This window comes from Variovorax paradoxus (assembly GCA_016806145.1).
In the GTDB taxonomy this organism is placed as follows: Bacteria; Pseudomonadota; Gammaproteobacteria; order Burkholderiales; family Burkholderiaceae_C; genus Variovorax.
The window spans coordinates 6,513,436-6,531,059 of record CP063166.1 but is presented as its reverse complement, the minus strand read 5'-3'; the positions used below and the strand labels follow the sequence as shown (position 1 = coordinate 6,531,059).

General features: G+C 68.9%; 17 protein-coding genes. 5 read left to right on the top strand and 12 right to left on the bottom strand.

Annotated elements, in window-relative coordinates; translation table 11 throughout:
- Positions 1–116: 116 nt before the first annotated feature.
- On the top strand, positions 117–1,655 hold the full coding sequence (locus INQ48_30550; GenBank protein ID QRF60961.1) for an O-antigen ligase C-terminal domain-containing protein: 1,539 nt from the start codon (positions 117–119) through the stop codon (positions 1,653–1,655).
- Here INQ48_30550 and moaC read toward each other — a convergent pair.
- Positions 1,652–2,146: a cyclic pyranopterin monophosphate synthase MoaC gene (gene moaC / locus INQ48_30545; GenBank protein QRF57571.1), complete on the bottom strand. Its 495-nt coding sequence runs from the start codon at positions 2,144–2,146 to the stop codon at positions 1,652–1,654. The two genes, INQ48_30550 and moaC, sit on opposite strands and share 4 nt — an antisense overlap.
- Positions 2,147–2,200: 54 nt before the next feature.
- Between moaC and INQ48_30540 the strand changes: the two genes are divergently transcribed.
- Positions 2,201–3,787 (top strand): M48 family metalloprotease, encoded by a 1,587-nt coding sequence (locus INQ48_30540; GenBank protein ID QRF57570.1) that lies wholly within the window; start codon positions 2,201–2,203, stop codon positions 3,785–3,787.
- 16 nt (positions 3,788–3,803) lie between these two features.
- Here INQ48_30540 and INQ48_30535 read toward each other — a convergent pair whose 3' ends face one another.
- The 3 genes from INQ48_30535 to INQ48_30525 form a co-directional block, all read right to left on the bottom strand.
- Positions 3,804–4,157 (bottom strand): phage holin family protein, encoded by a 354-nt coding sequence (locus tag INQ48_30535; protein ID QRF57569.1) that lies wholly within the window; start codon positions 4,155–4,157, stop codon positions 3,804–3,806.
- A gap of 151 nt (positions 4,158–4,308) precedes the next feature.
- Positions 4,309–4,773: a hypothetical protein gene (locus INQ48_30530; protein QRF57568.1), complete on the bottom strand. Its 465-nt coding sequence runs from the start codon at positions 4,771–4,773 to the stop codon at positions 4,309–4,311.
- Between the two features lie 72 nt (positions 4,774–4,845).
- Positions 4,846–5,592, bottom strand: coding sequence for a TerC family protein (locus INQ48_30525; GenBank protein ID QRF57567.1), 747 nt, complete (start codon positions 5,590–5,592; stop codon positions 4,846–4,848).
- A gap of 496 nt (positions 5,593–6,088) precedes the next feature.
- Between INQ48_30525 and INQ48_30520 the strand changes: the two genes are divergently transcribed.
- Entirely contained in the window at positions 6,089–6,562 is a 474-nt protein-coding gene (locus INQ48_30520) for a DUF3717 domain-containing protein (GenBank protein QRF57566.1), read from the top strand.
- A 12-nt stretch (positions 6,563–6,574) separates the two neighbouring features.
- Positions 6,575–6,877: a DUF2007 domain-containing protein gene (locus INQ48_30515; GenBank protein ID QRF57565.1), complete on the top strand. Its 303-nt coding sequence runs from the start codon at positions 6,575–6,577 to the stop codon at positions 6,875–6,877.
- 9 nt (positions 6,878–6,886) lie between these two features.
- Here INQ48_30515 and INQ48_30510 read toward each other — a convergent pair whose 3' ends face one another.
- From INQ48_30510 to purB, 4 genes are all read right to left on the bottom strand, one after another.
- Complete coding sequence (locus INQ48_30510) at positions 6,887–7,447, bottom strand: YaeQ family protein (protein ID QRF57564.1); 561 nt, start codon at positions 7,445–7,447, stop codon at positions 6,887–6,889.
- 64 nt (positions 7,448–7,511) lie between these two features.
- Positions 7,512–9,647: a TonB-dependent siderophore receptor gene (locus tag INQ48_30505; GenBank protein QRF57563.1), complete on the bottom strand. Its 2,136-nt coding sequence runs from the start codon at positions 9,645–9,647 to the stop codon at positions 7,512–7,514.
- A gap of 136 nt (positions 9,648–9,783) precedes the next feature.
- On the bottom strand, positions 9,784–10,917 hold the full coding sequence (locus tag INQ48_30500) for a PepSY domain-containing protein (protein ID QRF57562.1): 1,134 nt from the start codon (positions 10,915–10,917) through the stop codon (positions 9,784–9,786).
- Between the two features lie 203 nt (positions 10,918–11,120).
- Positions 11,121–12,500, bottom strand: coding sequence for an adenylosuccinate lyase (gene purB, locus INQ48_30495; protein ID QRF57561.1), 1,380 nt, complete (start codon positions 12,498–12,500; stop codon positions 11,121–11,123).
- 116 nt (positions 12,501–12,616) lie between these two features.
- Between purB and INQ48_30490 the strand changes: the two genes are divergently transcribed.
- Entirely contained in the window at positions 12,617–13,228 is a 612-nt protein-coding gene (locus tag INQ48_30490) for a glutathione S-transferase N-terminal domain-containing protein (protein QRF57560.1), read from the top strand.
- A gap of 73 nt (positions 13,229–13,301) precedes the next feature.
- On the opposite strand, the gene INQ48_30485 is transcribed toward INQ48_30490, so the two are convergent.
- The 4 genes from INQ48_30485 to INQ48_30470 form a co-directional block, all read right to left on the bottom strand.
- The gene (locus INQ48_30485) at positions 13,302–14,546 is read right to left on the bottom strand and encodes a class I SAM-dependent methyltransferase (protein ID QRF57559.1); all 1,245 of its coding nucleotides are present in this window, start codon (positions 14,544–14,546) and stop codon (positions 13,302–13,304) included.
- Positions 14,543–15,346 carry a DUF1365 domain-containing protein gene (locus tag INQ48_30480; protein QRF57558.1) on the bottom strand — a complete coding sequence of 268 codons (804 nt, stop codon included), beginning with the start codon at positions 15,344–15,346 and terminating at the stop codon, positions 14,543–14,545. Before INQ48_30480 ends, INQ48_30485 begins: the two co-directional genes overlap by 4 nt.
- A complete protein-coding gene (locus tag INQ48_30475; GenBank protein QRF57557.1) occupies positions 15,343–16,659 on the bottom strand; it encodes an FAD-dependent oxidoreductase in 1,317 nt (438 codons plus the stop codon). The genes INQ48_30480 and INQ48_30475 overlap by 4 nt, the downstream gene beginning before the upstream one ends.
- A gap of 326 nt (positions 16,660–16,985) precedes the next feature.
- Positions 16,986–17,579: a glutathione peroxidase gene (locus INQ48_30470; GenBank protein QRF60960.1), complete on the bottom strand. Its 594-nt coding sequence runs from the start codon at positions 17,577–17,579 to the stop codon at positions 16,986–16,988.
- Positions 17,580–17,624 lie beyond the last annotated feature (45 nt).

Below are 17,624 nucleotides of genomic sequence, written 5' to 3'. Positions count from 1 at the left end.
TGTCCGGCCTTCATGGCCGCCTGTCGCAGTGCCAACGGCTGCGCGAAGACAATAGTTCGATGAACGAGGACATCAGCGCAGGCGACACGAGGCGCAAAAAGGGCGCAAATCTGTGGATGGCAGCGTTGCTCGTCGCGATCAGCTTCCTCAATCCCGTGGTCGCAGGACCGTCCCCGATCGTTTGGCAACTGCTGGCCACCGGGGGGTGTCTCGCCTTGCTTTTTGGGACCGGCGACGCGTCTTCGTCTTCGCCCGGAAAACGCCGTGTCGGGTTTCTGGCATGGGGGATCGTCATTTCGGCCACAGTCAACGCTGTGCTGGCGTTGATGCAGTTCAACGGGGCGACGGGCATGCTCGACGCCTGGCTGATATCGCCCGGCCAGGGCCGAGCCTGGGGAACGCTGCGCCAGCGCAATCAATTCGCCACGCTGATCAGCCTGGGGCTGATTGCGGTCCTTTGGTTGTATGCGACGGCAGGGGCTCGCTTCGCACGACCATGGTTCATTGCTGCAATCGTGTTGCTGATGGCTGGAGCTGCAGCCTCGGGCTCCCGTACCGGCGTGCTTCAGCTGGCGCTTATATCGGCGGTCGCGGGATTTGCCGCTTGGCGACAGCGCAGCCGAAAACCAAATCATTCATCCATGGGCCGCTGCCTGCCGCCTCCTTTGGCGCTGCTGGCCCTGCTTCCGCTCTATTTCGCTTTCAGCTGGCTTCTCCCATACCTGGCGGTCGCTGGAAAAGGCAAGGCCGTCGCCTCCGCCGGCGCCCTGTTCGAACGCCTCCAACCCGCCGCCCTCGGCAACGAAAGCCGCCTCACCCTCTGGCACAACGTCCTCTCCCTCATCGCCGAGCGCCCGCTCACTGGCTGGGGCTGGGGCGAACTCAGCTACGCCCATTTCATGGCCGTCTACCCGGGCCCGCGCTTCCCGGTGCTGCTCGACAACGCCCACAACCTCCCCCTGCACCTCGCGGTCGAACTCGGCATCCCGGCCGCCGTGTTGATCTGCGGCGGCTTTCTCTGGCTGGTGATCTCCGCGCGTCCCTGGCGCGAGCGCGATCCGAACCGGCTCATGGCCTGGGGCCTCGTGGGCGTGATCCTCGTGCACAGCCTGCTCGAATACCCGCTGTGGTATGGCCCCTTCCAGCTGGTCTTCGGCCTGTGCCTGGGCATGCTGTGGCCCGCGCGCCAGACCGAGGAATCGTCACCGCGATCGAGAAAGAGGTGGCTCCCCGATCGCCGGAGATTCCAGGCCTTCGCGAGCATCGCCCTGCTCTCGTTCGTTGTCTACGCCGCCTGGGACTACACCCGCATCAGCCAGGTCTACCTGCCGCGCGACGAGCGCCTGCCGCCCTGGCAGGACGACACGCTCGCGAAGGTCCGCGATTCCTGGCTGTTCGCGCGCCAGGTCGATTTCGCCGAACTGACGCTGACGCCGGTCACGCACGAGAACGTCGCGCGGATGCATGCGCTCGCCGAGCGGACGCTGCATTTCTCGCCGGAGCCGCGCGTGATCGTGAAGCTGATCGAGAGCGCCGAGCTCTCGGGCCATGACGACGAGGCACGGCTGATCGCCGAGCGCTTCAGGGTGGCCTTCCCGCGCGACTACGCGCGCTGGCTCCGGCAGACTCCGGGCGAGGCGCCGCCGGCGCCTTAAATCGCGGGCGCGGCGGTCCAGCTCCCCGACTTCCCGCCATGCTTCTCCACCACATGCACCCCGGTGACCGTCATCCCCCGGTCCACCGCCTTGCACATGTCGTACACGGTCAGGAGCGCGATCTGCACGGCGGTCAGCGCCTCCATCTCGACGCCGGTCGGCCCAACGGTCTCGACGGTGGCGGTGCATTGCACATGCGGCGTCGCGTCGCCGGCGTCGGAGAGCGCGAGATCGACCGCCACCCGGGTGATGGCCAGCGGATGGCACAGCGGGATCAGGTCGCTGGTCTTCTTGGCGGCCTGGATGCCGGCGATGCGCGCGATGCCCAGCACGTCGCCCTTCTTCGCGCTGCCCGAGGCGATCAGCGCCAGGGTCTCGGCCCGCATCTCGATGCGGCCGGTGGCCACGGCCACGCGGTGGGTGGCGGGCTTGGCGGCGACGTCGACCATGTGGGCCTGGCCCTGGGCGTCGAAATGGGTGAGTGAGCTCATGGGTGAACGTTCAAGAGGGAGGTGCATCATACGAGCCCGAGTTCTGGACAAGCCATGCCACGCTGGACCCCGCCCCCTCGCAAGAAACGACCTTTCGTCCCCACTCTGCGGACGATTTGCGCTAGCGTTTTAATAGCATCGCAGGTGCTGATGCCGCCGCTGGCGCGCGCGCAGCTGCTGCCGGGGCTCGGCGACGGCGGCGAGATGACGGCGACCGCCGAGCGCCATCTGGGCGACCAGATCGCGCGCGAGCTCTACCGCGACACCGACTACATCGACGACCCGGTGATCGCCGACTACGTGCAGGAGATCTGGCAGCGCCTGCTGGCGGCGGCGCGGGTGCGCGGCGAGCTCACGCCCGAGCTCGACGAGCGCTATGCCTGGGTGGTGATGCTGGGGCGCGACCGCAACATCAACGCCTTCGCGCTGCCGGGCGGCTACCTCGGGCTCAACCTCGGGCTGGTGGCGGCGGTGGGCAGCCGCGACGAGCTGGCGACCGTGCTCGGGCACGAGCTGTCGCACGTCACGCAGCGGCACATCGCCCGCATGATGGACAAGCAGAGCAAGCAGTTCCCGCTGATGCTCGCGGGCCTGATCCTCGGCATGATCGCGGCGGGCAAGAGCCGCGGCGGCGGCGATGCGGGCCAGGCGATGGTCATGGGCAGCCAGGCGGCGTTCATGCAGAACCAGCTGAACTTCTCGCGCGACATGGAGCGCGAGGCCGACCGCGTGGGCTTCGGCGTGATGACGCAGGCCGGCTTCGCGCCGCAGGGCGCGGCCACGATGTTCGAGAAGCTGCAGTACGCCTCGCGGCTCAACGACAACGGCTCCTTCCCCTACCTGCGCAGCCATCCGCTGACGACCGAGCGCATCTCCGACATGCAGGGCCGCTTCCAGTTCCGCATGGACACGGTGCCGCCGCCGGTGTTGCTGATGGACCACGCGATGGTCTCTTCGCGCGCGCGCGTGCTGACGCGCCCCGGCGTCGACGTGCTGCGGCAATGGGTCGACGCGGCCTCCACCGGCGAGTTCGCCCGGAGCACGCCCGCCCAGCAGGCGGGCACGCTCTACGCGGCGGCACTGTCGGCCAAGCAACTGCGCGACCACAAGGCGGCGCGCGCGCTGGCGCAGCGGCTGGTCGAGCGCACGGCCGACGATGCCCCGGCCGCGCGCCAGGCGCGCTGGCTGCAGGCCGAGATCGAACTGGCGGCGGGCGGCGCGGGCGTGGCCAAGGCGGCCTCGCTGCTCGACGGCAAGGCCAAGTCGCGGCCCGAGATGCTGCTGGCGGCCGACGTCGCGGTGGCGAGCCGCCAACCGGCGCCGATGATCCCGGTGCTGCGCGACTGGGTGGCGGCGAATCCGCGCGATGCCACGGCCTGGCGCACGCTGGCCAATCTCTACGGCGCGCAGAACGACACGCTGCACGCGGTGCGCGCGGACGCCGAGTCGAACGTGGCGATCCTCGACTATCCGGCCGCGCGCGACCGCTTCAAGGCAGCGCAGGAACTGATCCGCCAGAGCCAGAGCGGCCGCCCGGGATCGGTGCCGATCGACCACTTCGAGGCGTCGATCATCGACACCCGCGCGCGCGAGATCGAAGTGTTGGTGAAGCGGCAGGCCGAGGAGCCGGCGCTGCGTTAGCCGGCGGGTGGGCGGATCAGCGGCGCGTCAGCAGCCCGCCGAGCGCGCTCTCGATCAGCAGGCCGAGCACCGAATAGAGCAGCGAACCCACGAGCGCGGCGAGGAAGCCGTTGACGTGGAAGCCCGCCAGCAGGCCGGAGGCGGCCCAGAACATCAGCGCGTTGATCACGAACAGGAACAGCCCGAGCGTGACGATGGTGACCGGCAGCGTGAGCACCACCAGCACCGGGCGCACGATCATGTTGAGCAGACCGATGACCACGGCCGCGATCAGGGCCGCGCCGAAACTGCTGATCTGGACGCCGCTGTAGAGGTAGGCCACCGCGAGCAGCGCCACCGCGCTGAGTAGCCATTTGAGAAGGATGCGCATGCGGCCCAGGATACCGCAGCGCCGGGGCGGCGGCGAGCCGGACATGCCCGCGAACCCGCGTGGGACGGGGCGTTGGCAGCGGCCAAAAAAAACGGCTCCCGAAGGAGCCGTCGCTTGAGCGGGATGGCGCGGCACCGAGGCCGCGACCCTCTTACTCCGCCAGTTCGTTCGCCAGCACCAGCAGCGCGCCCATGCCCATCACGGCACCGGGAAAGGCCCAGCCTTGCTGGCCGGCCGGCTTCTGCTCGGGCGTGACCGGCTCGAGGTCCACGCCGACCTTCGGACGGCGGGCGTCGACCACGTGCGATGCCATGTGCTCGCGCTTGAGCTGCTGCGTGAGCTCGGTCAGCGGACCCTTGGCCAGCACGGCCGTGACCTGCCCACCGTTGCGCTCCAGCAGCGGCAGCAGCTGCGCCTGCAGCTTGCTGAACCACTTCGCGCGCCAGTTTTCGCGCGCGCTGTGGCTCACCCACTTGCTGATGCGATGCGTCATGCGCGGCGCGCAGGCCACGAGCACCCAATGACGCGCCACCACCGTATCGGCGTCCGGCGCCAGTTCGGCGAACTGTTCGCAGGCGTAGACGGCGTCGTCGACGTAAAGAATGATCTTTTCCATAGGGTGCTCCTTCAGGTAGTTAGAGTGGCAGAGACGGGTCGAAATGGATAGGGGACTTTCGTGGGGCCGGGCTCAGCTCGCGGTGGCCGGCGTCGAGGACTTGGCGCGAGCCTGGCGCGCGGCCACCCACTTGCCGATGGCCAGCACGAGCAGCGCGCCGATGATGCCGGAGGCGTACTTCACGACATCGGTCTGCGGCAGCTTCGGCACCCAGGTCCAGGCGGCGGGGTTGACCACCGCGGGGTCGGACACGGCCATGGTGCCGGCGATCCAGCCCAGCAGCATGCCGCCGAGCGTGATGATCATCGGGAAGCGGTCCATCAGCTTGATCACGAGCTGGCTGCCCCAGACGATGATCGGGATGCTCACGAGCAGGCCGAAGATCACGAGCGGCATCTGATGGCCTTCGCCGGCGCCTTGAGCGGCACCCGCGATGGCGATCACGTTGTCGACGCTCATCACGAGGTCGGCAATGATCACGGTCTTGACGGCACCCCAGAGCCTGTCGCTGCCGGCGATGTTGCCGTGCGCGTCGTCATGCTCGGGCGCCAGCAGCTTGACGCCGATCCACAGCAGCAGGATCGCGCCCACGAGCTTCAGGAACGGAATCGCCAGCAGGGTCAGCGCGAAGAAGATCAGGATCACGCGCAGCAGGATGGCGCCGGCGGTGCCCCACAGGATGCCCTGCGTGCGCTGGGCCGGCGGCAGCTTGCGGCAGGCCAGCGCGATCACGACGGCGTTGTCGCCGCCAAGAAGGATGTCGATCATGATGATCTGACCGACTGCGACCCAGAATTCCGGGGTCATGAACTGTTCCATAGTTTCCTCTGTGTCTTCGTGACCGTCCCGCCCCACCATGGCGTGGTGGCCGCGGGCATGGCACGTGCGATGCGTTTCGATTCATCCCGGGCGGGCTGATCGAAGCGAGGAAATGAAACCGGGTGACACCGGGGGATTCAACGACGCTTCGACCAAACCTGCACAGGTTCAAATCGAAGGTCTGGCTCGGCATGCGCATGGCCGCTGGGCGACATGCGCGATGCCCGACAGGCCGGAAGTGTTGTGCTTCGTATTGACGACCTGGCGATGTCCGTCGCTGTTGCGACGGCCGGGAGCTACTCCCCTTCGTGGGCGCGATTAGAGCATCGGCGCTCGCGCGCTGGCAACCGAAAGTTTCAAGCCTTCAAAAGGAAGGCGTTCAAAACCTGCATCGCAGCAAGGTCTATTGCTACAATTTTGGTAGCGAGGATAACCTTCGGCGGTCTCGGGACATTGGCGGACTATGATCGCCCGCCCTGCCGATCTTTCTGCGTTCATGGCCGCCATCCACATCACCGACATCGAGGCCGCCATCAATCACTGGCGCGAGAAGAGCCCCTCGCCCGATGGCGTCACGCTCGCGCCCGAGCTGCGCGCGCTGGCCGAGGTCTATGCGCTCATGGTCTACCACCACGAGGACGAGGTCGACGAGGTCGGCTTCCCGGCCAAGGCCTGGGCCGCCTGGCTGGACTGGTACCAGAGCACGCCCGACACCCCCTGCATCGCGATCTGCTCCACCAGCCAGGGCGACGACGAGTGCAAGGGCTGCGGGCGCAGCTTCGACGAGGTGCAGCACTGGCCCGCGATGACGCCGGCCGAGAAGCGCGTCACCTGGCGCCGCATCACCATGGAGGATTCGGCCTGGCGCTTCAACCGCTATGCCGAGCGCGCGCGCGAGGCCGAGCCGCCGAAGTGGCCCGACGAGCCGGACGATCCCGCCGTGCCCACCGGGCCCGAAGACGCGAGCTGAACGGCCGGCCCGATGCGTCGCCTCGCGCAAGCCCCCAACCTCGCCATCGCGACGCTGTGGGTGCATGCGCTGCGCGAGGACGGCGTGGCCGCGACGGTGCAGCGCGAATACCTGGGTGCGGCGGCCGGCCAGCTGCCGCCCGACCAGTGCCTGCCCGAGATCTGGATCGACGACGAAAGCCAGTTCGAGCTCGCGCAGCGGCTGCTGCATGCGCTGCAGCACCGGCCGCAGCGCAGCTGGCAGTGCGTCTGCGGCGAGCGGATCGAGGGCGGCTTCGAGCAGTGCTGGCAGTGCGGCGAGATGATGCCGCTCTGAGATTCCAGGCTACTTCCAGCGCAGCAGCTCGATGTCGACGCTGTTCGCGCCGTCGCCGAGCGTCAGCGTGTTCTCCTGGATCGTCGCCTGCAACTGCATCGAGCGCTGCGCCAGCGCCGCGAGCGCCTGCGAGGCGGCCGTGGGCACGCGGTAGACGCGCAGGTTCTGCGGCCGCGAGAGCTTGTTCTCGATGCCGCGCCACCAGATCTCGGCCGCGTGGTTGAAGCAGTAGACGATCACCTGGTCGGCCTTGCCGCAGGCCTTGATGACGGGCTTGTCCTCGGGCTGGCCGACCTCGATCCACAGCCGGGTCTGGCCCGTGAAGTCGCGCAGCCAGACATCGGGCTCGTCCACGTTCGACAGGCCGGCGCCGAAGGCCAGCGTGCCGTCGCCCCGGCAGATGTCCTGCAGCTGGTGCGCGTTGAGCGCCAGCGCGACCAGCCGGATCATCATCCGCTCGTCGGTCTCGCTCGGATGGCGCGCCAGCGTGAGCGCATGGTCGGCGTAGTAGCCGTGGTCAATGTCGGCCACCGCGAGGTTGGCCTTGAAGATGGTGGATTTGAGCGCCATGGGTGCGCGAGTGTATGCGCGCGCTCCCGGGCCGGCGCCGGCCCGGGAGCTGCCCGCAGCCCGATCAGTAGGCGACCGAGGCCTGCAGGTACACGGTGCGCGGCTGGCCCACGTACTTGCCGCCGTTGTTGTCCACCGAGCGGTTGAAGTAGCGGCGGTCGAACAGGTTCTTCACGCCCACGGCCAGCTTGAGGTTGCGCATCGTCGGGCCGAAGTCGTAGCCCGCGCGCACGTTCATCACCGCGTAGCCGGGGATGTTGCCGAGGCGGCCGGTGCTGTCCTCGAGCGTGACGTAGCGCGCATTGGTGTCGGGCGAGCCCGGCGAACGCTGCTTCGACTGCGCGTAGACGTCGGCGTTGAAGGTCCACGGGCCGCGCTCGTAGCGCGCGCCCAGCGTGGCCACCTGGCGCGAGTAGAACGGCAGGTCGCGGCCCGCGAAGGCGCCGGCCTTCTGGATTGCCTGCGTGTAGGTGTAGGTCGCCGACACCGACAGCCCCTTGAGGGCCGGGCTCAGGTCGCCGAGCTCGTAGCGCAGCGCCGATTCCAGGCCGCGGTGGCGCGTGGCGCCCAGGTCGGTCCACTGGCCGACGTCGCCCGTGATCGAGCGCGCGAGCTGCAGCTCCTTGTCGAAGTTGATGTTGAACAGCGTGAGCTCCGAGCTCCAGGCCTCGCCCTTGTAGTGCGTGCCGATTTCATAGGTCTTCGCCTTCTCGGGATGCAGGCCGTCGGTGGACTGCGCGAGCTGCGCGTACTGCTGCGGGCCGAAGGACACGCCGGCGTTCGCGAACAGCGACCAGCGCTCGTTCATGCGGTACATCACCGACACGGTCGGCAGCCATTCGTTGGAGTCGATCTTCGGCGCGATCACGCTGCTGATGCGGCCGTTGGTCAGGCCCACCACGTCGTTGTGCGAGCGGGTCGCCTCGTAGCGCACGCCGGGCGTCACGGTCCAGTTGCCGAAGTCGATGCGGTCGTCGATGTAGAAGGCGTTGGCGGTGGTGCCTCCGGCGCTGGTCTGGTAGGCCGGCTGCGCGAGCGTGCTGGCGTCGAAGCCCAGGCGCGGGCGGTAGTAGCTGCTGCGCGTGGCCACCTCGGAGCTGGCCTCCTTGAGGTAGCGGTAGCCCACGCTGACTTCCTGCACCACGCTGCCCGAGTCGATCAGGCGCGAGTAGCGCGGCTCGATCGCGAAGGTGTGGTACTCGCGCGGCGCGGCGGTCAGGCGGCGCTGGTTGGCGCTGGTGCCCGTGCCTTCCTGCTCGAGGTGGCTGCCGCGGAACGAGTTCGTGTAGTAGGTCAGCAGCTCGAACTTGTTGATGCCGTCGTTGTGCGTATAGCGCAGCGAGCCGTCGGTGCGCCGTCCGGTGAACTCGTCGAAGGGGCGGTCCGACTGGAACGGGTTCAGCGCGTACTGCGCGGTCGTCAGGCCGCCGGGCATGCGGCCCTGGCCTTCGAAGTGGTGCAGCGACACCGCGATGTCGTCGGTCCTCGAGAAGCGGTAGCTGCCCTTGAGCATCAGGTCGTCGATGTTCGTCTTGTCGTTGCTCTGGCGGAAGCCCTCGCCGTGCGTGCCCGAGTACAGCAGCGCCAGGCCCAGGCCCTTGTCGTTGGTGCCGCCGACGAACACGCTGGGCGTCGACTTGGTGCCGCCTCCATGGCCCGCGCTCTCCACGCCGACGCTCGCCTCGGCGGCGAAGGTCTCGGGGATCGAGCGCGTCACGAAGTTGATGATGCCGCCCACGTTCTGCGGTCCGAAGCGCACCGAGCCGGCGCCGCGCACCACGTCCACCGTCTCGATGTTGCCCAGCGACAGTGGTGCCAGCGACAGCTGTGGCTGGCCGTAGGGCGCGTAGGCCAGCGGCACGCCGTCCATCAGGATGGTGGAGCGCGGCGACAGGCGCGAGGTCAGGCCGCGCACGCCGACGTTCAGCGAGATGTCGCTGCCGCCGGTGCCGTTGCTCTCCTGCACCTGCACGCCCGGGATCTGGCGCAGCACGTCGCGCACGCTCGACGAGCCGCTCTCGCGGATCTGGCGCTGCTCGACGATGGTCCGCGCGCCCGGATGCTCGACCACCTTCTTCTCGGTCGGGCTGCCGAGCCAGTCGCCGGTGACGGTGATGGCCTCGAGCGCCTTGCCGTCGGCGCCCGCGGGCGCATCGCCCTCGGCGGCGAAGCCGGGCAGGCTCAGGGGAAGCAGGGCCATCGCGATGGCGGTGCGTTTGAATGCAGACACGGGAACTCCTCGGTTTTCGAAATGGAAGAAGGAACGGGCGGGCGTGGGGCGCGTCGTTCGGGCAGGCCGGCGTCGTCGCGCCGTCGTCGAATCGCTGGGCGTGGGTTCAGGACGAGGGCCGCGCGAGCGCTGCGCCGCGCCGGGCCGCCTCGGCGGCCGTGCGGCGGCGCCGCCACCAGAGCCAGATGCCGCTGAAACCCAGGCCGCCGAGCGCCAGGCCCAGCAGCACGGTCACGATCTCGTGGACCACGCCGCCGAGCTCGCCGGTGTGCAGCGGGAAGATCACCGCCACCCAGCCGTTGCCGGCATCGAGCTCCTGCCACTTGCGCGCCGCCAGCACCTCGCCGGTGACCGGGTGGAGCCAGACCGAGCTGATGCCGTTGGGATGCGGGTCGTCGGGCAGCCTGAAGCGAACGCGCACGGGCCGGTCGGCCTTGCCGGGCACCACCACGTAGCCGATCGGCTGGCCCGGATGCACCTGCTGCGCGCGCGCCACGATCTCGTCGAGCGGCAGGCGCGGGCCCTGGGCCGCGCCCTTGGCGATCGTCGGCGCCTTGACCGGCTGCTGCCCCATGGCGGCGGAGATGAAGTCGCCCAGCGGCCGCCAGGCCATGTAGGCGCCGGTGGCGACCGACACCGCGATCAGCAGGCCGAGCACCGCGCCGCCCGTGCGGTGCAGGTCGAACAGCCCGCGCAGCAGGCCGCGGTTCAGCACGATGCGCAGCGACGGCGGCCAGCGCGTCGGCCACCACAGCACCAGGCCCGTCACCAGCAGCACCAGATAGGCCAGCGCCACGAAGGCCAGGATGCCCTTGCCGGTCTTGTCGAGCAGCAGGCTGTTGTGGATCTTGTAGATCAGGCTGTAGGCACCTTCCTGGGTGCCGCGCCGGCCCTGTTCGGCGCCGGTGAAGGGGTCGAGGTAGACGGTGCCGTCCCAGGGGCCGCGCACCAGCACCCAATAGGTGTCGCCGGGTTGGCGCGGCGGTCGCAGGGTCAGGTTGGTGTCGGGGCCGAACTCGGCCAGCAGGCGCTGGCGCAGCGGTTCCAGCGGCAACCGCGCCGCGGTGGCGTCGCCGGCCGTGCGCGCGACGAAGAGTTCAGGGTGGGCTTGTCGGTCGAGGGGCTGGCCCACGACCAGTACCGCGCCGAGCAGGGCGGTGACGGCGAGGATCGGGCCGAGCGTGAGGCCGACCCAGCGGTGGATCTTGAGCCAGAGACGTCGCAGGGAAGCGCGCAGCATGGACGACGGGGACGCCGAGGCGTCCGCACGGAAGTGTTGCTGGCTGGCGCACGGCCGGCGGGCGGCGTGCGTTGGCTGGGAAATTGGAAGGAAACCGGAAAGGGCGATCGAGACGGATCGCCCGTCCTCGAGGGGCCTCAGGCCGCCTCAGCGAGCAAACCAACCGCTTGGAAAAAGCGGTTGGTGCATCGATGCACAGGGCGTCAGATTCTACCGGCGAGTTCGGCCGCCTTGCCCACGTAGCTGGCCGGCGTCATGGCCAGCAGGCGGGCTTTTTCCTCTTCCGGAATCGCGAGCGAGCGGATCAGGCCATGCAACGCCTCGGCCGTCACGGTCTGGCCGCGCGTCACTTCCTTGAGCTGCTCGTAGGCGCCCTGCACGCCGAAGCGGCGCATCACGGTCTGAATCGGCTCGGCCAGCACTTCCCACGAGGCGTCGAGGTCGGCCGCGAGCGCGTCGCGGTTGAGCTCGAGCTTGCCCAGGCCGGTCGCCAGGCTGGCATAGGCCAGGGTCGCGTAGCCGAAGGCCACGCCGATGTTGCGCAGCACCGTGCTGTCGGTCAGGTCGCGCTGCCAGCGGCTGATCGGCAGCTTCTCGCTCAGGTGGCGCAGCAGCGCGTTGGCCAGGCCCAGGTTGCCCTCGGCGTTCTCGAAGTCGATCGGGTTGACCTTGTGCGGCATGGTCGAGGAGCCGATCTCGCCCTTCTTGAGCCGCTGCTTGAAGTAGCCCAGGCTCACGTAGCCCCAGACGTCGCGCGAGAAGTCGACCAGGATGGTGTTGGCGCGCGCCACGGCATCGAACAGCTCGGCCATGTAGTCGTGGGGCTCGATCTGGATGCTGTAGGGCTGGAAGCTCAGGCCCAGGCCCAGCGGCGCCGGGGTCTCGACGACCTTGCGGCTGAAGGCTTCCCAGTCGAAGTCGGGCCAGGCCGCCAGGTGGGCGTTGTAGTTGCCGACCGCGCCGTTCATCTTGCCCAGCAGCTGCACCGAGGCGATCTGCGCGCGCGCCTTCGACAGCCGCACCGCCACGTTGGCGATCTCCTTGCCGACCGTGGTCGGGCTGGCGGTCTGGCCGTGGGTGCGCGAGAGCATCGACACGTCGGCGAACTGGTGCGCCATCTCGCGCAACTTGGCGATCAGGCCGTCGATCGCGGGCAGCAGCACGGTGTCGCGCGAGGCCTGGATCTGCAGCGCGTGGCTGGTGTTGTTGATGTCCTCGCTGGTGCAGGCGAAGTGGACGAACTCGGCCGCGGCCAGCAGCTCGGGGCGGGCCTCGAACTTGGACTTGATCCAGTACTCGACCGCCTTCACGTCGTGGTTGGTGGTCTTCTCGATCTCCTTGATGGCCAGCGCGTCGGCCTCGGAGAAGTGCGAGACCAGGCCCATCAGGTACTTGCGGGCGCCGCCGGTCAGGGGCTTGAATTCGGCGAAGCCGCAGTCCGACAGCGCGATGAACCACGCCACTTCGACCTGCACGCGCCGGTGCATGTAGCCCTGCTCGCTCATCAGGGGACGCAGGGCCGCGAGTTTGGCCGCGTAACGGCCGTCCAGGGGGGAAAGGGCGGAGACGGTGGAGAAGCTCATGCCCGAATTTTAGGCGGGCCGCCCGGGGAGGAACCCGGTACACCGAAAGCCCGGCTTTGGCGTTCCCCTAAAATGATTATGAACAAACGTTATCAAAATCGAGGGAGAGCGCCTTCATGAAACTGATCGGATCCGCCGCCAGCCCCTATGTGCGCAAGGTGCGCGTGGTGCTGGCCGAGAAGCGGCTCGACTACCAGTTCGTGATCGAGGACGTCTGGTCGCCCGACACGACCATCGCCAATTCCAACCCCCTGGGCAAGGTGCCGTGCCTGATCATGGAGGGCGGCGAGGCGATGTTCGACTCGCGCGTGATCGTCGAATACATCGACACCCTGTCGCCGGTCGGCAAGCTGATTCCCCAGCAGAGCCGCGAGCGCGCCGAGGTCAAGACCTGGGAAGCGCTGGCCGACGGCGTGATGGACGCCGGCGTGCTGTGGCGCCTGGAGCGCACCTGGACCGGCCGCGCCGACGGCGAGCGCAGCGAGGCCTGGATCGACCGGCAGCGCGCCAAGGTCGAGGCCGGCGTGGCCGCCATGGCCAAGGGCCTGGGCGACAAGCCCTTCTGCAGCGGCATCCACCTGAGCCTGTCGGACATCGCGGTGGGTTGCACCCTGGGCTGGCTGAACCTGCGCTTCCCCGAGATCGAGTGGCGCGCCGACTACGCGAATCTCGCGAAGCTCTACGACAAGCTGATGCAGCGGCCGAGCTTCATCGACACCCAGCCCTGAGCCGCCGAGCGGCTGAACCGCGTTCGCCCATGAAAAAAGCGCCTTCCGGCGCTTTTTTGTCGTTGGCCCGACCTCAGGGCTTGCGCAGCGTGTACTGCACCACGTCGATGCTGCGCTCGGCGAAGGCCGCCTCGCAGTAGGCCAGGTAGAACTCCCAGATCCGCATGAAGCGCTCGTCGAAGCCGAGCTGCAGCACCTGGGCGCGCTGCGCCAGGAAGCGCTCGCGCCAGCGCCGCAGCGTCTCGGCGTAGTCGGCGCCGAAGGCGAATTCGTCGACCACTTCCAGCCCCGCGGCCTCGGCGGCGCGCCGGAACTCGCGCGGGCAGGGCAAGCAGCCGCCCGGGAAGATGTACTGCTGGATGAAGTCGGTGGCGTCCACGTAGCGCTCGAACAGAGCGTCGTCGATCACGATGCTCTGGATGCAGGCGCGCCCGCCCGGCTTGAGCAGCCGGCTCACGCTCGCGAAGTAGGTCGGCCAGTATTCGCGGCCCACGGCCTCGACCATCTCGATCGAGCAGATCGCATCGAAGGGCGCGTCGCCGGTGGTCCGGCCGATGTCGCGGTAGTCCTGCAGCCGCAGGTCGACCGGCAGGCCCTCGGTGCGCTGGCGCGCGTGGGCGAGCTGCTCGTGCGAGAGCGTCACGCCGGTCACGGCGGCGCCGAATTCGGTCGCGGCCTTCTCGGCCAGCGCGCCCCAGCCGCAGCCGATCTCGAGCACCCGGTCGCCGGGACGCACGCCCGTCATCTGGAGCGCGCGCCGCACCTTGGCGTGCTGCGCCTCGGGCATCGGCCGCGTCAGGTCGCCCTCGAACCAGGCCGACGAGTAGTTCATCGTCTCGTCGAGCCAGAGTTCGTAGAAGGCATTGCCCAGGTCGTAGTGCGCCTGGATGTTGCGAGCGCTGCCGGTCCTGCTGTTGCGGTTCAGCAGCAGGTGGCGCAGGCGGTAGAGCAGGCGGCCGGTCCAGCTGCCGTAGAACACGTTCTCGATCGCGCGCCGGTTCGCCACGAACACGCGCAGCAGCTCGACCAGATTCGGCGTGGTCCAGTCGCCCGCGATGTAGCTCTCGGCGAAGCCGATGTCGCCCGACTTCAGCGCGGCGCTGCAGACCGTCCAGTTGCGCAGCGTGAGCGAGGCGGTCGGGCCCTCGCCCGGCGCGGCGCCGAAGTGGCGCACCGAGTCGTCGGGCAGCCGCACGGTCAGCGAGCCGTGCGCCAGGCGTTGCAGCAGGCGCAGCACGCTGCGGGCCGCGCGCGGCGCGTCCTGCGGCAGGTGGAAGCCCGAGGCGGGCGAGTCGGCAGTGGTCGTCGTCGGGGTCATGGATTCGCCTGCGGCTGGCGCGGCTCGCCGCGCGACACGGAATGAAGCGGCGGGGCCGGCTTGTGGACGAAGGGCACGCGCTTGAGCCACAGCCGCGCGGCCTGCCAGTGGATGCGCGCGATCAGGCCCAGCGTCATGGCGGGGTAGCGCCAGAGCGCGCGCCGCAGGCTGGCCGCGTCGAGCGCCTGGAGTTCGCCGCCGACGCTGGTCTGCAGCAGCGGGCCGTCGGCGTCGTCGTGGTCGATGCGCACCAGCGTGCGCGTGCGTTCGTCGTCGGTGAAGAAGCGGAAGCGGTAGCTGCCGTCGATGCGGCAGAACGGCGAGACGTGGAAGGCCTTGGTCGCGCGCAGCTCGGGGCCGTAGGCCGGCCGGTCGAGCAGGTAGCAGTGGCGCTCGCCGAAGGTGTTGTTGACCTCGACCACGATCGCGCGCAGCGCGCCCATGCGGTCGTGGCAGTACCAGAAGCTGACCGGCTTGAAGGTGTAGCCGAACACCCGCGGGTAGCAGTGCAGCCAGGCCTCGCCGTCGGCGTCGTCGATGCCGTGCGAGGCCAGCAGCTCGTCGAGCCAGGCCAGCGCGCCGCCGGCATCGGGCGCGCGGCCGTCGCCATGGTCGACGTCGTGGAAGGACAGCGCGCCGCGGCGGTTGAACGCGAGCGCCGGACTGCCGTCGCGGCGCAGGGCGCGCATCGGCAGCAGCAGGAAGAAGGTGGGATAGGCGAAGGCATTGCGGGCCGGGCGCAGCCGCGCATGCCGGACCTCGCCGAAGCCGATCAGCGGCAACGGCCCCGCCGTGGTCATGGGGCGGCTTTCCCGGTCGCCAGCTGCGCCTGCAGGCCGCGGGCCGCGGCCAGGCCGGCCTTCAGGCCGTCCTCGTGGAAGCCGTAGCCCATCCAGGCACCCGCGAACCAGGTGCGTTGCCGTCCCTGCAGCGCGGGCACCCGCGACTGGGCCTCGATCGCTGCGAGATCGAGCACCGGGTGGGCGTAGTCGTATTCGGCCATGACCTCACTACGCGCGATCTCGCGAACCGGATTCAGTGAAACGATCACCGGTTGCGACCAGGGCAGCGGTTGCAGCTTGTTGAGCAGGTAGTGCAGGCAGACCCCGCCCGATTCCCGCGCGCCGTCCGCGCGCTGGTAGTTCCAGGCCGCCCAGGCGGAGGGCCGCTCGGGCAGCACCGAGGCGTCGGTGTGCAGCACCGCGTGGTTCGGCTGGTAGCGGATGGCGCCGAGCACCGCGGCCTCGGCGGGGCTGGGCTCGGCCAGCAGCGCCAGGGCCTGGTCGGAATGGGTGGCGAGCACCAGGTGGTCGAAGGCCTCGGTGCCGGCGTCGGTGGCGATGCGCACGCCGTCGGCGTCGCGCTCGATGCGCCGCACCGGCGTGTTCAGGCGCGCATCGGACAGGCCCGCGACGATCTTCTCGACGTAGCGCTGCGAGCCGCCGCGCACGGTGCGCCACTGCGGCCGGTTGGCGATCTGGATCAGGCCGTGGTTGTGGCAGAAGCGGATCATGGTCGCGACCGGGAAGGCCAGCATCTGCGCGGTTGGGCAGCTCCAGATGCACGCCATCATCGGCAGGAAATACCAGTCGCGAAACGCCGGGCCGAAGCGGTGGGCATCGAGGAAGTCGCCCAGCGGCTGTGCCAGTTCGCCCTCGGTGCCGGCGAGCGCGATGCGCGTGGTCAGCCGGTTGAAGCGCATCAGGTCGGCCAGCATGCCGAGGAAGCGCGGGTCGACGAGGTTGCGGCGCTGCGCGAACACGGTCGCGAGGCTGCTGCCGCTCCATTCGAGCCGGCCGCCGCCGGGCCGCGTGGCCTGGACCGAGAACGACATGTCCGAGTCGGCGGTCGCCACGCCCAGGTCGGCGAACAGGCGGATCAGCTCGGGGTAGGTGCGGTCGTTGTAGACCAGGAAGCCGGTGTCGACGCCGTGCGCGACGCGTTCGCCCGAGCCGGGCGACGTCGGCAGCGTGACCGTGGCCGTGTGGGCGTGACCACCGAAGTAGTCACTGGCTTCGAAGAGGGTGATGTGGGCCGAGTCGCGCAGCGCGTGGGCCGCGGCCAGTCCCGAGATGCCGGCGCCGACGATGGCGACCCGGGTCGGCGGCTTCATGGCACCGCCCCGGGTTGGCTGGAAGACAAAAATGCTGCGAGGCGCCCCGACGCGAAGGAGGGAGGGAGGGAGGAGGAGAAGAATCGCCTCGGGATTTCGACCGGACGGCAAGCGCCCGGAAGACCTCGCAACATGAAAACCGTGGGGCATTCACTGCCCACGCGAGTTATGAGCGAAGACTTTGCCGCACGGTTCCCACCGCAGTGGTAAGCGTTTGTGACGATCCGTTCACAATCTGATTGACGCATCGGTAAATAATATTACCGATACGTCGCCGTGTGAACTGATCAGTTTAGGTTTTGAGCGCGGGTGCCAACTTACCGGCTTCAGCCCGGATTGGCCGCCAACTGCTTCTCGATGATCGAGATGAAGGCGTTCTCGTCGGGCGCCGTCATGCTCGACCAGGCCTGCACCACCTTGCCGTCGCGGCCGATCAGGTACTTGTAGAAGTTCCATTTGGGCGTCGTGCCCGAGGCCTGGGCCAGCTGCTTGAACAGCGGGTTGGCGTCCGAGCCGCGCACGGAGGACTTGCCGAACATCGGGAATTTCACGCCGAAAGTGCTTTCGCAGAAGTCGGCGATCTCCTTGTTCGACGCCGATTCCTGGGCGAAATCGTTCGACGGGAAGCCCAGCACCACCAGCCCGCGCGCGCGGTACTTGTTGTCGAGGGCCTCCAGTCCCTTGTACTGCGGCGTGAAGCCGCAGAAGCTGGCGGTGTTGACCACCAGCACCACCTTGCCCGAGTACTGGCACAGCGACTGTGGTTTCTCGTCCTGCAGCCGCGGGAAGGTGTGTTGCAGTATGGCGGGGCAGCCTGCCGCGGCCTGGGGCGCGGCAGCCGGCGCGGGTGCCGCGGGTTGCTGGGCGAAGGCCGGTGCCGTGGCGGTCAACAGGCCGGCCATCAGGGCCATTGCCGACATACCGAGCATCGGGACCGACAATGGGGTGGGGGTTCGCATGGCGGG

Bases quoted from the DNA above. Each gene is read 5' to 3' on its own strand.
- INQ48_30535 (QRF57569.1), bottom strand. From the start codon at position 4,157: ATGCGCATCCTTCTCAAATGGCTACTCAGCGCGGTGGCGCTGCTCGCG.
- INQ48_30510 (QRF57564.1), bottom strand. From the start codon at position 7,447: ATGGCGCTCAAATCCACCATCTTCAAGGCCAACCTCGCGGTGGCCGAC.
- INQ48_30470 (QRF60960.1), bottom strand. From the start codon at position 17,579: ATGTCGGCAATGGCCCTGATGGCCGGCCTGTTGACCGCCACGGCACCG.
- INQ48_30500 (QRF57562.1), bottom strand. From the start codon at position 10,917: ATGCTGCGCGCTTCCCTGCGACGTCTCTGGCTCAAGATCCACCGCTGG.
- INQ48_30490 (QRF57560.1), top strand. From the start codon at position 12,617: ATGAAACTGATCGGATCCGCCGCCAGCCCCTATGTGCGCAAGGTGCGC.
- INQ48_30530 (QRF57568.1), bottom strand. From the start codon at position 4,773: ATGGAAAAGATCATTCTTTACGTCGACGACGCCGTCTACGCCTGCGAA.
- INQ48_30475 (QRF57557.1), bottom strand. From the start codon at position 16,659: ATGAAGCCGCCGACCCGGGTCGCCATCGTCGGCGCCGGCATCTCGGGA.
- moaC (QRF57571.1), bottom strand. From the start codon at position 2,146: ATGAGCTCACTCACCCATTTCGACGCCCAGGGCCAGGCCCACATGGTC.
- INQ48_30480 (QRF57558.1), bottom strand. From the start codon at position 15,346: ATGACCACGGCGGGGCCGTTGCCGCTGATCGGCTTCGGCGAGGTCCGG.
- INQ48_30505 (QRF57563.1), bottom strand. From the start codon at position 9,647: ATGGCCCTGCTTCCCCTGAGCCTGCCCGGCTTCGCCGCCGAGGGCGAT.
- INQ48_30515 (QRF57565.1), top strand. From the start codon at position 6,575: ATGCGTCGCCTCGCGCAAGCCCCCAACCTCGCCATCGCGACGCTGTGG.
- INQ48_30550 (QRF60961.1), top strand. From the start codon at position 117: ATGGCAGCGTTGCTCGTCGCGATCAGCTTCCTCAATCCCGTGGTCGCA.
- INQ48_30525 (QRF57567.1), bottom strand. From the start codon at position 5,592: ATGGAACAGTTCATGACCCCGGAATTCTGGGTCGCAGTCGGTCAGATC.
- INQ48_30540 (QRF57570.1), top strand. From the start codon at position 2,201: ATGCCACGCTGGACCCCGCCCCCTCGCAAGAAACGACCTTTCGTCCCC.
- purB (QRF57561.1), bottom strand. From the start codon at position 12,500: ATGAGCTTCTCCACCGTCTCCGCCCTTTCCCCCCTGGACGGCCGTTAC.
- INQ48_30520 (QRF57566.1), top strand. From the start codon at position 6,089: ATGGCCGCCATCCACATCACCGACATCGAGGCCGCCATCAATCACTGG.
- INQ48_30485 (QRF57559.1), bottom strand. From the start codon at position 14,546: ATGACCCCGACGACGACCACTGCCGACTCGCCCGCCTCGGGCTTCCAC.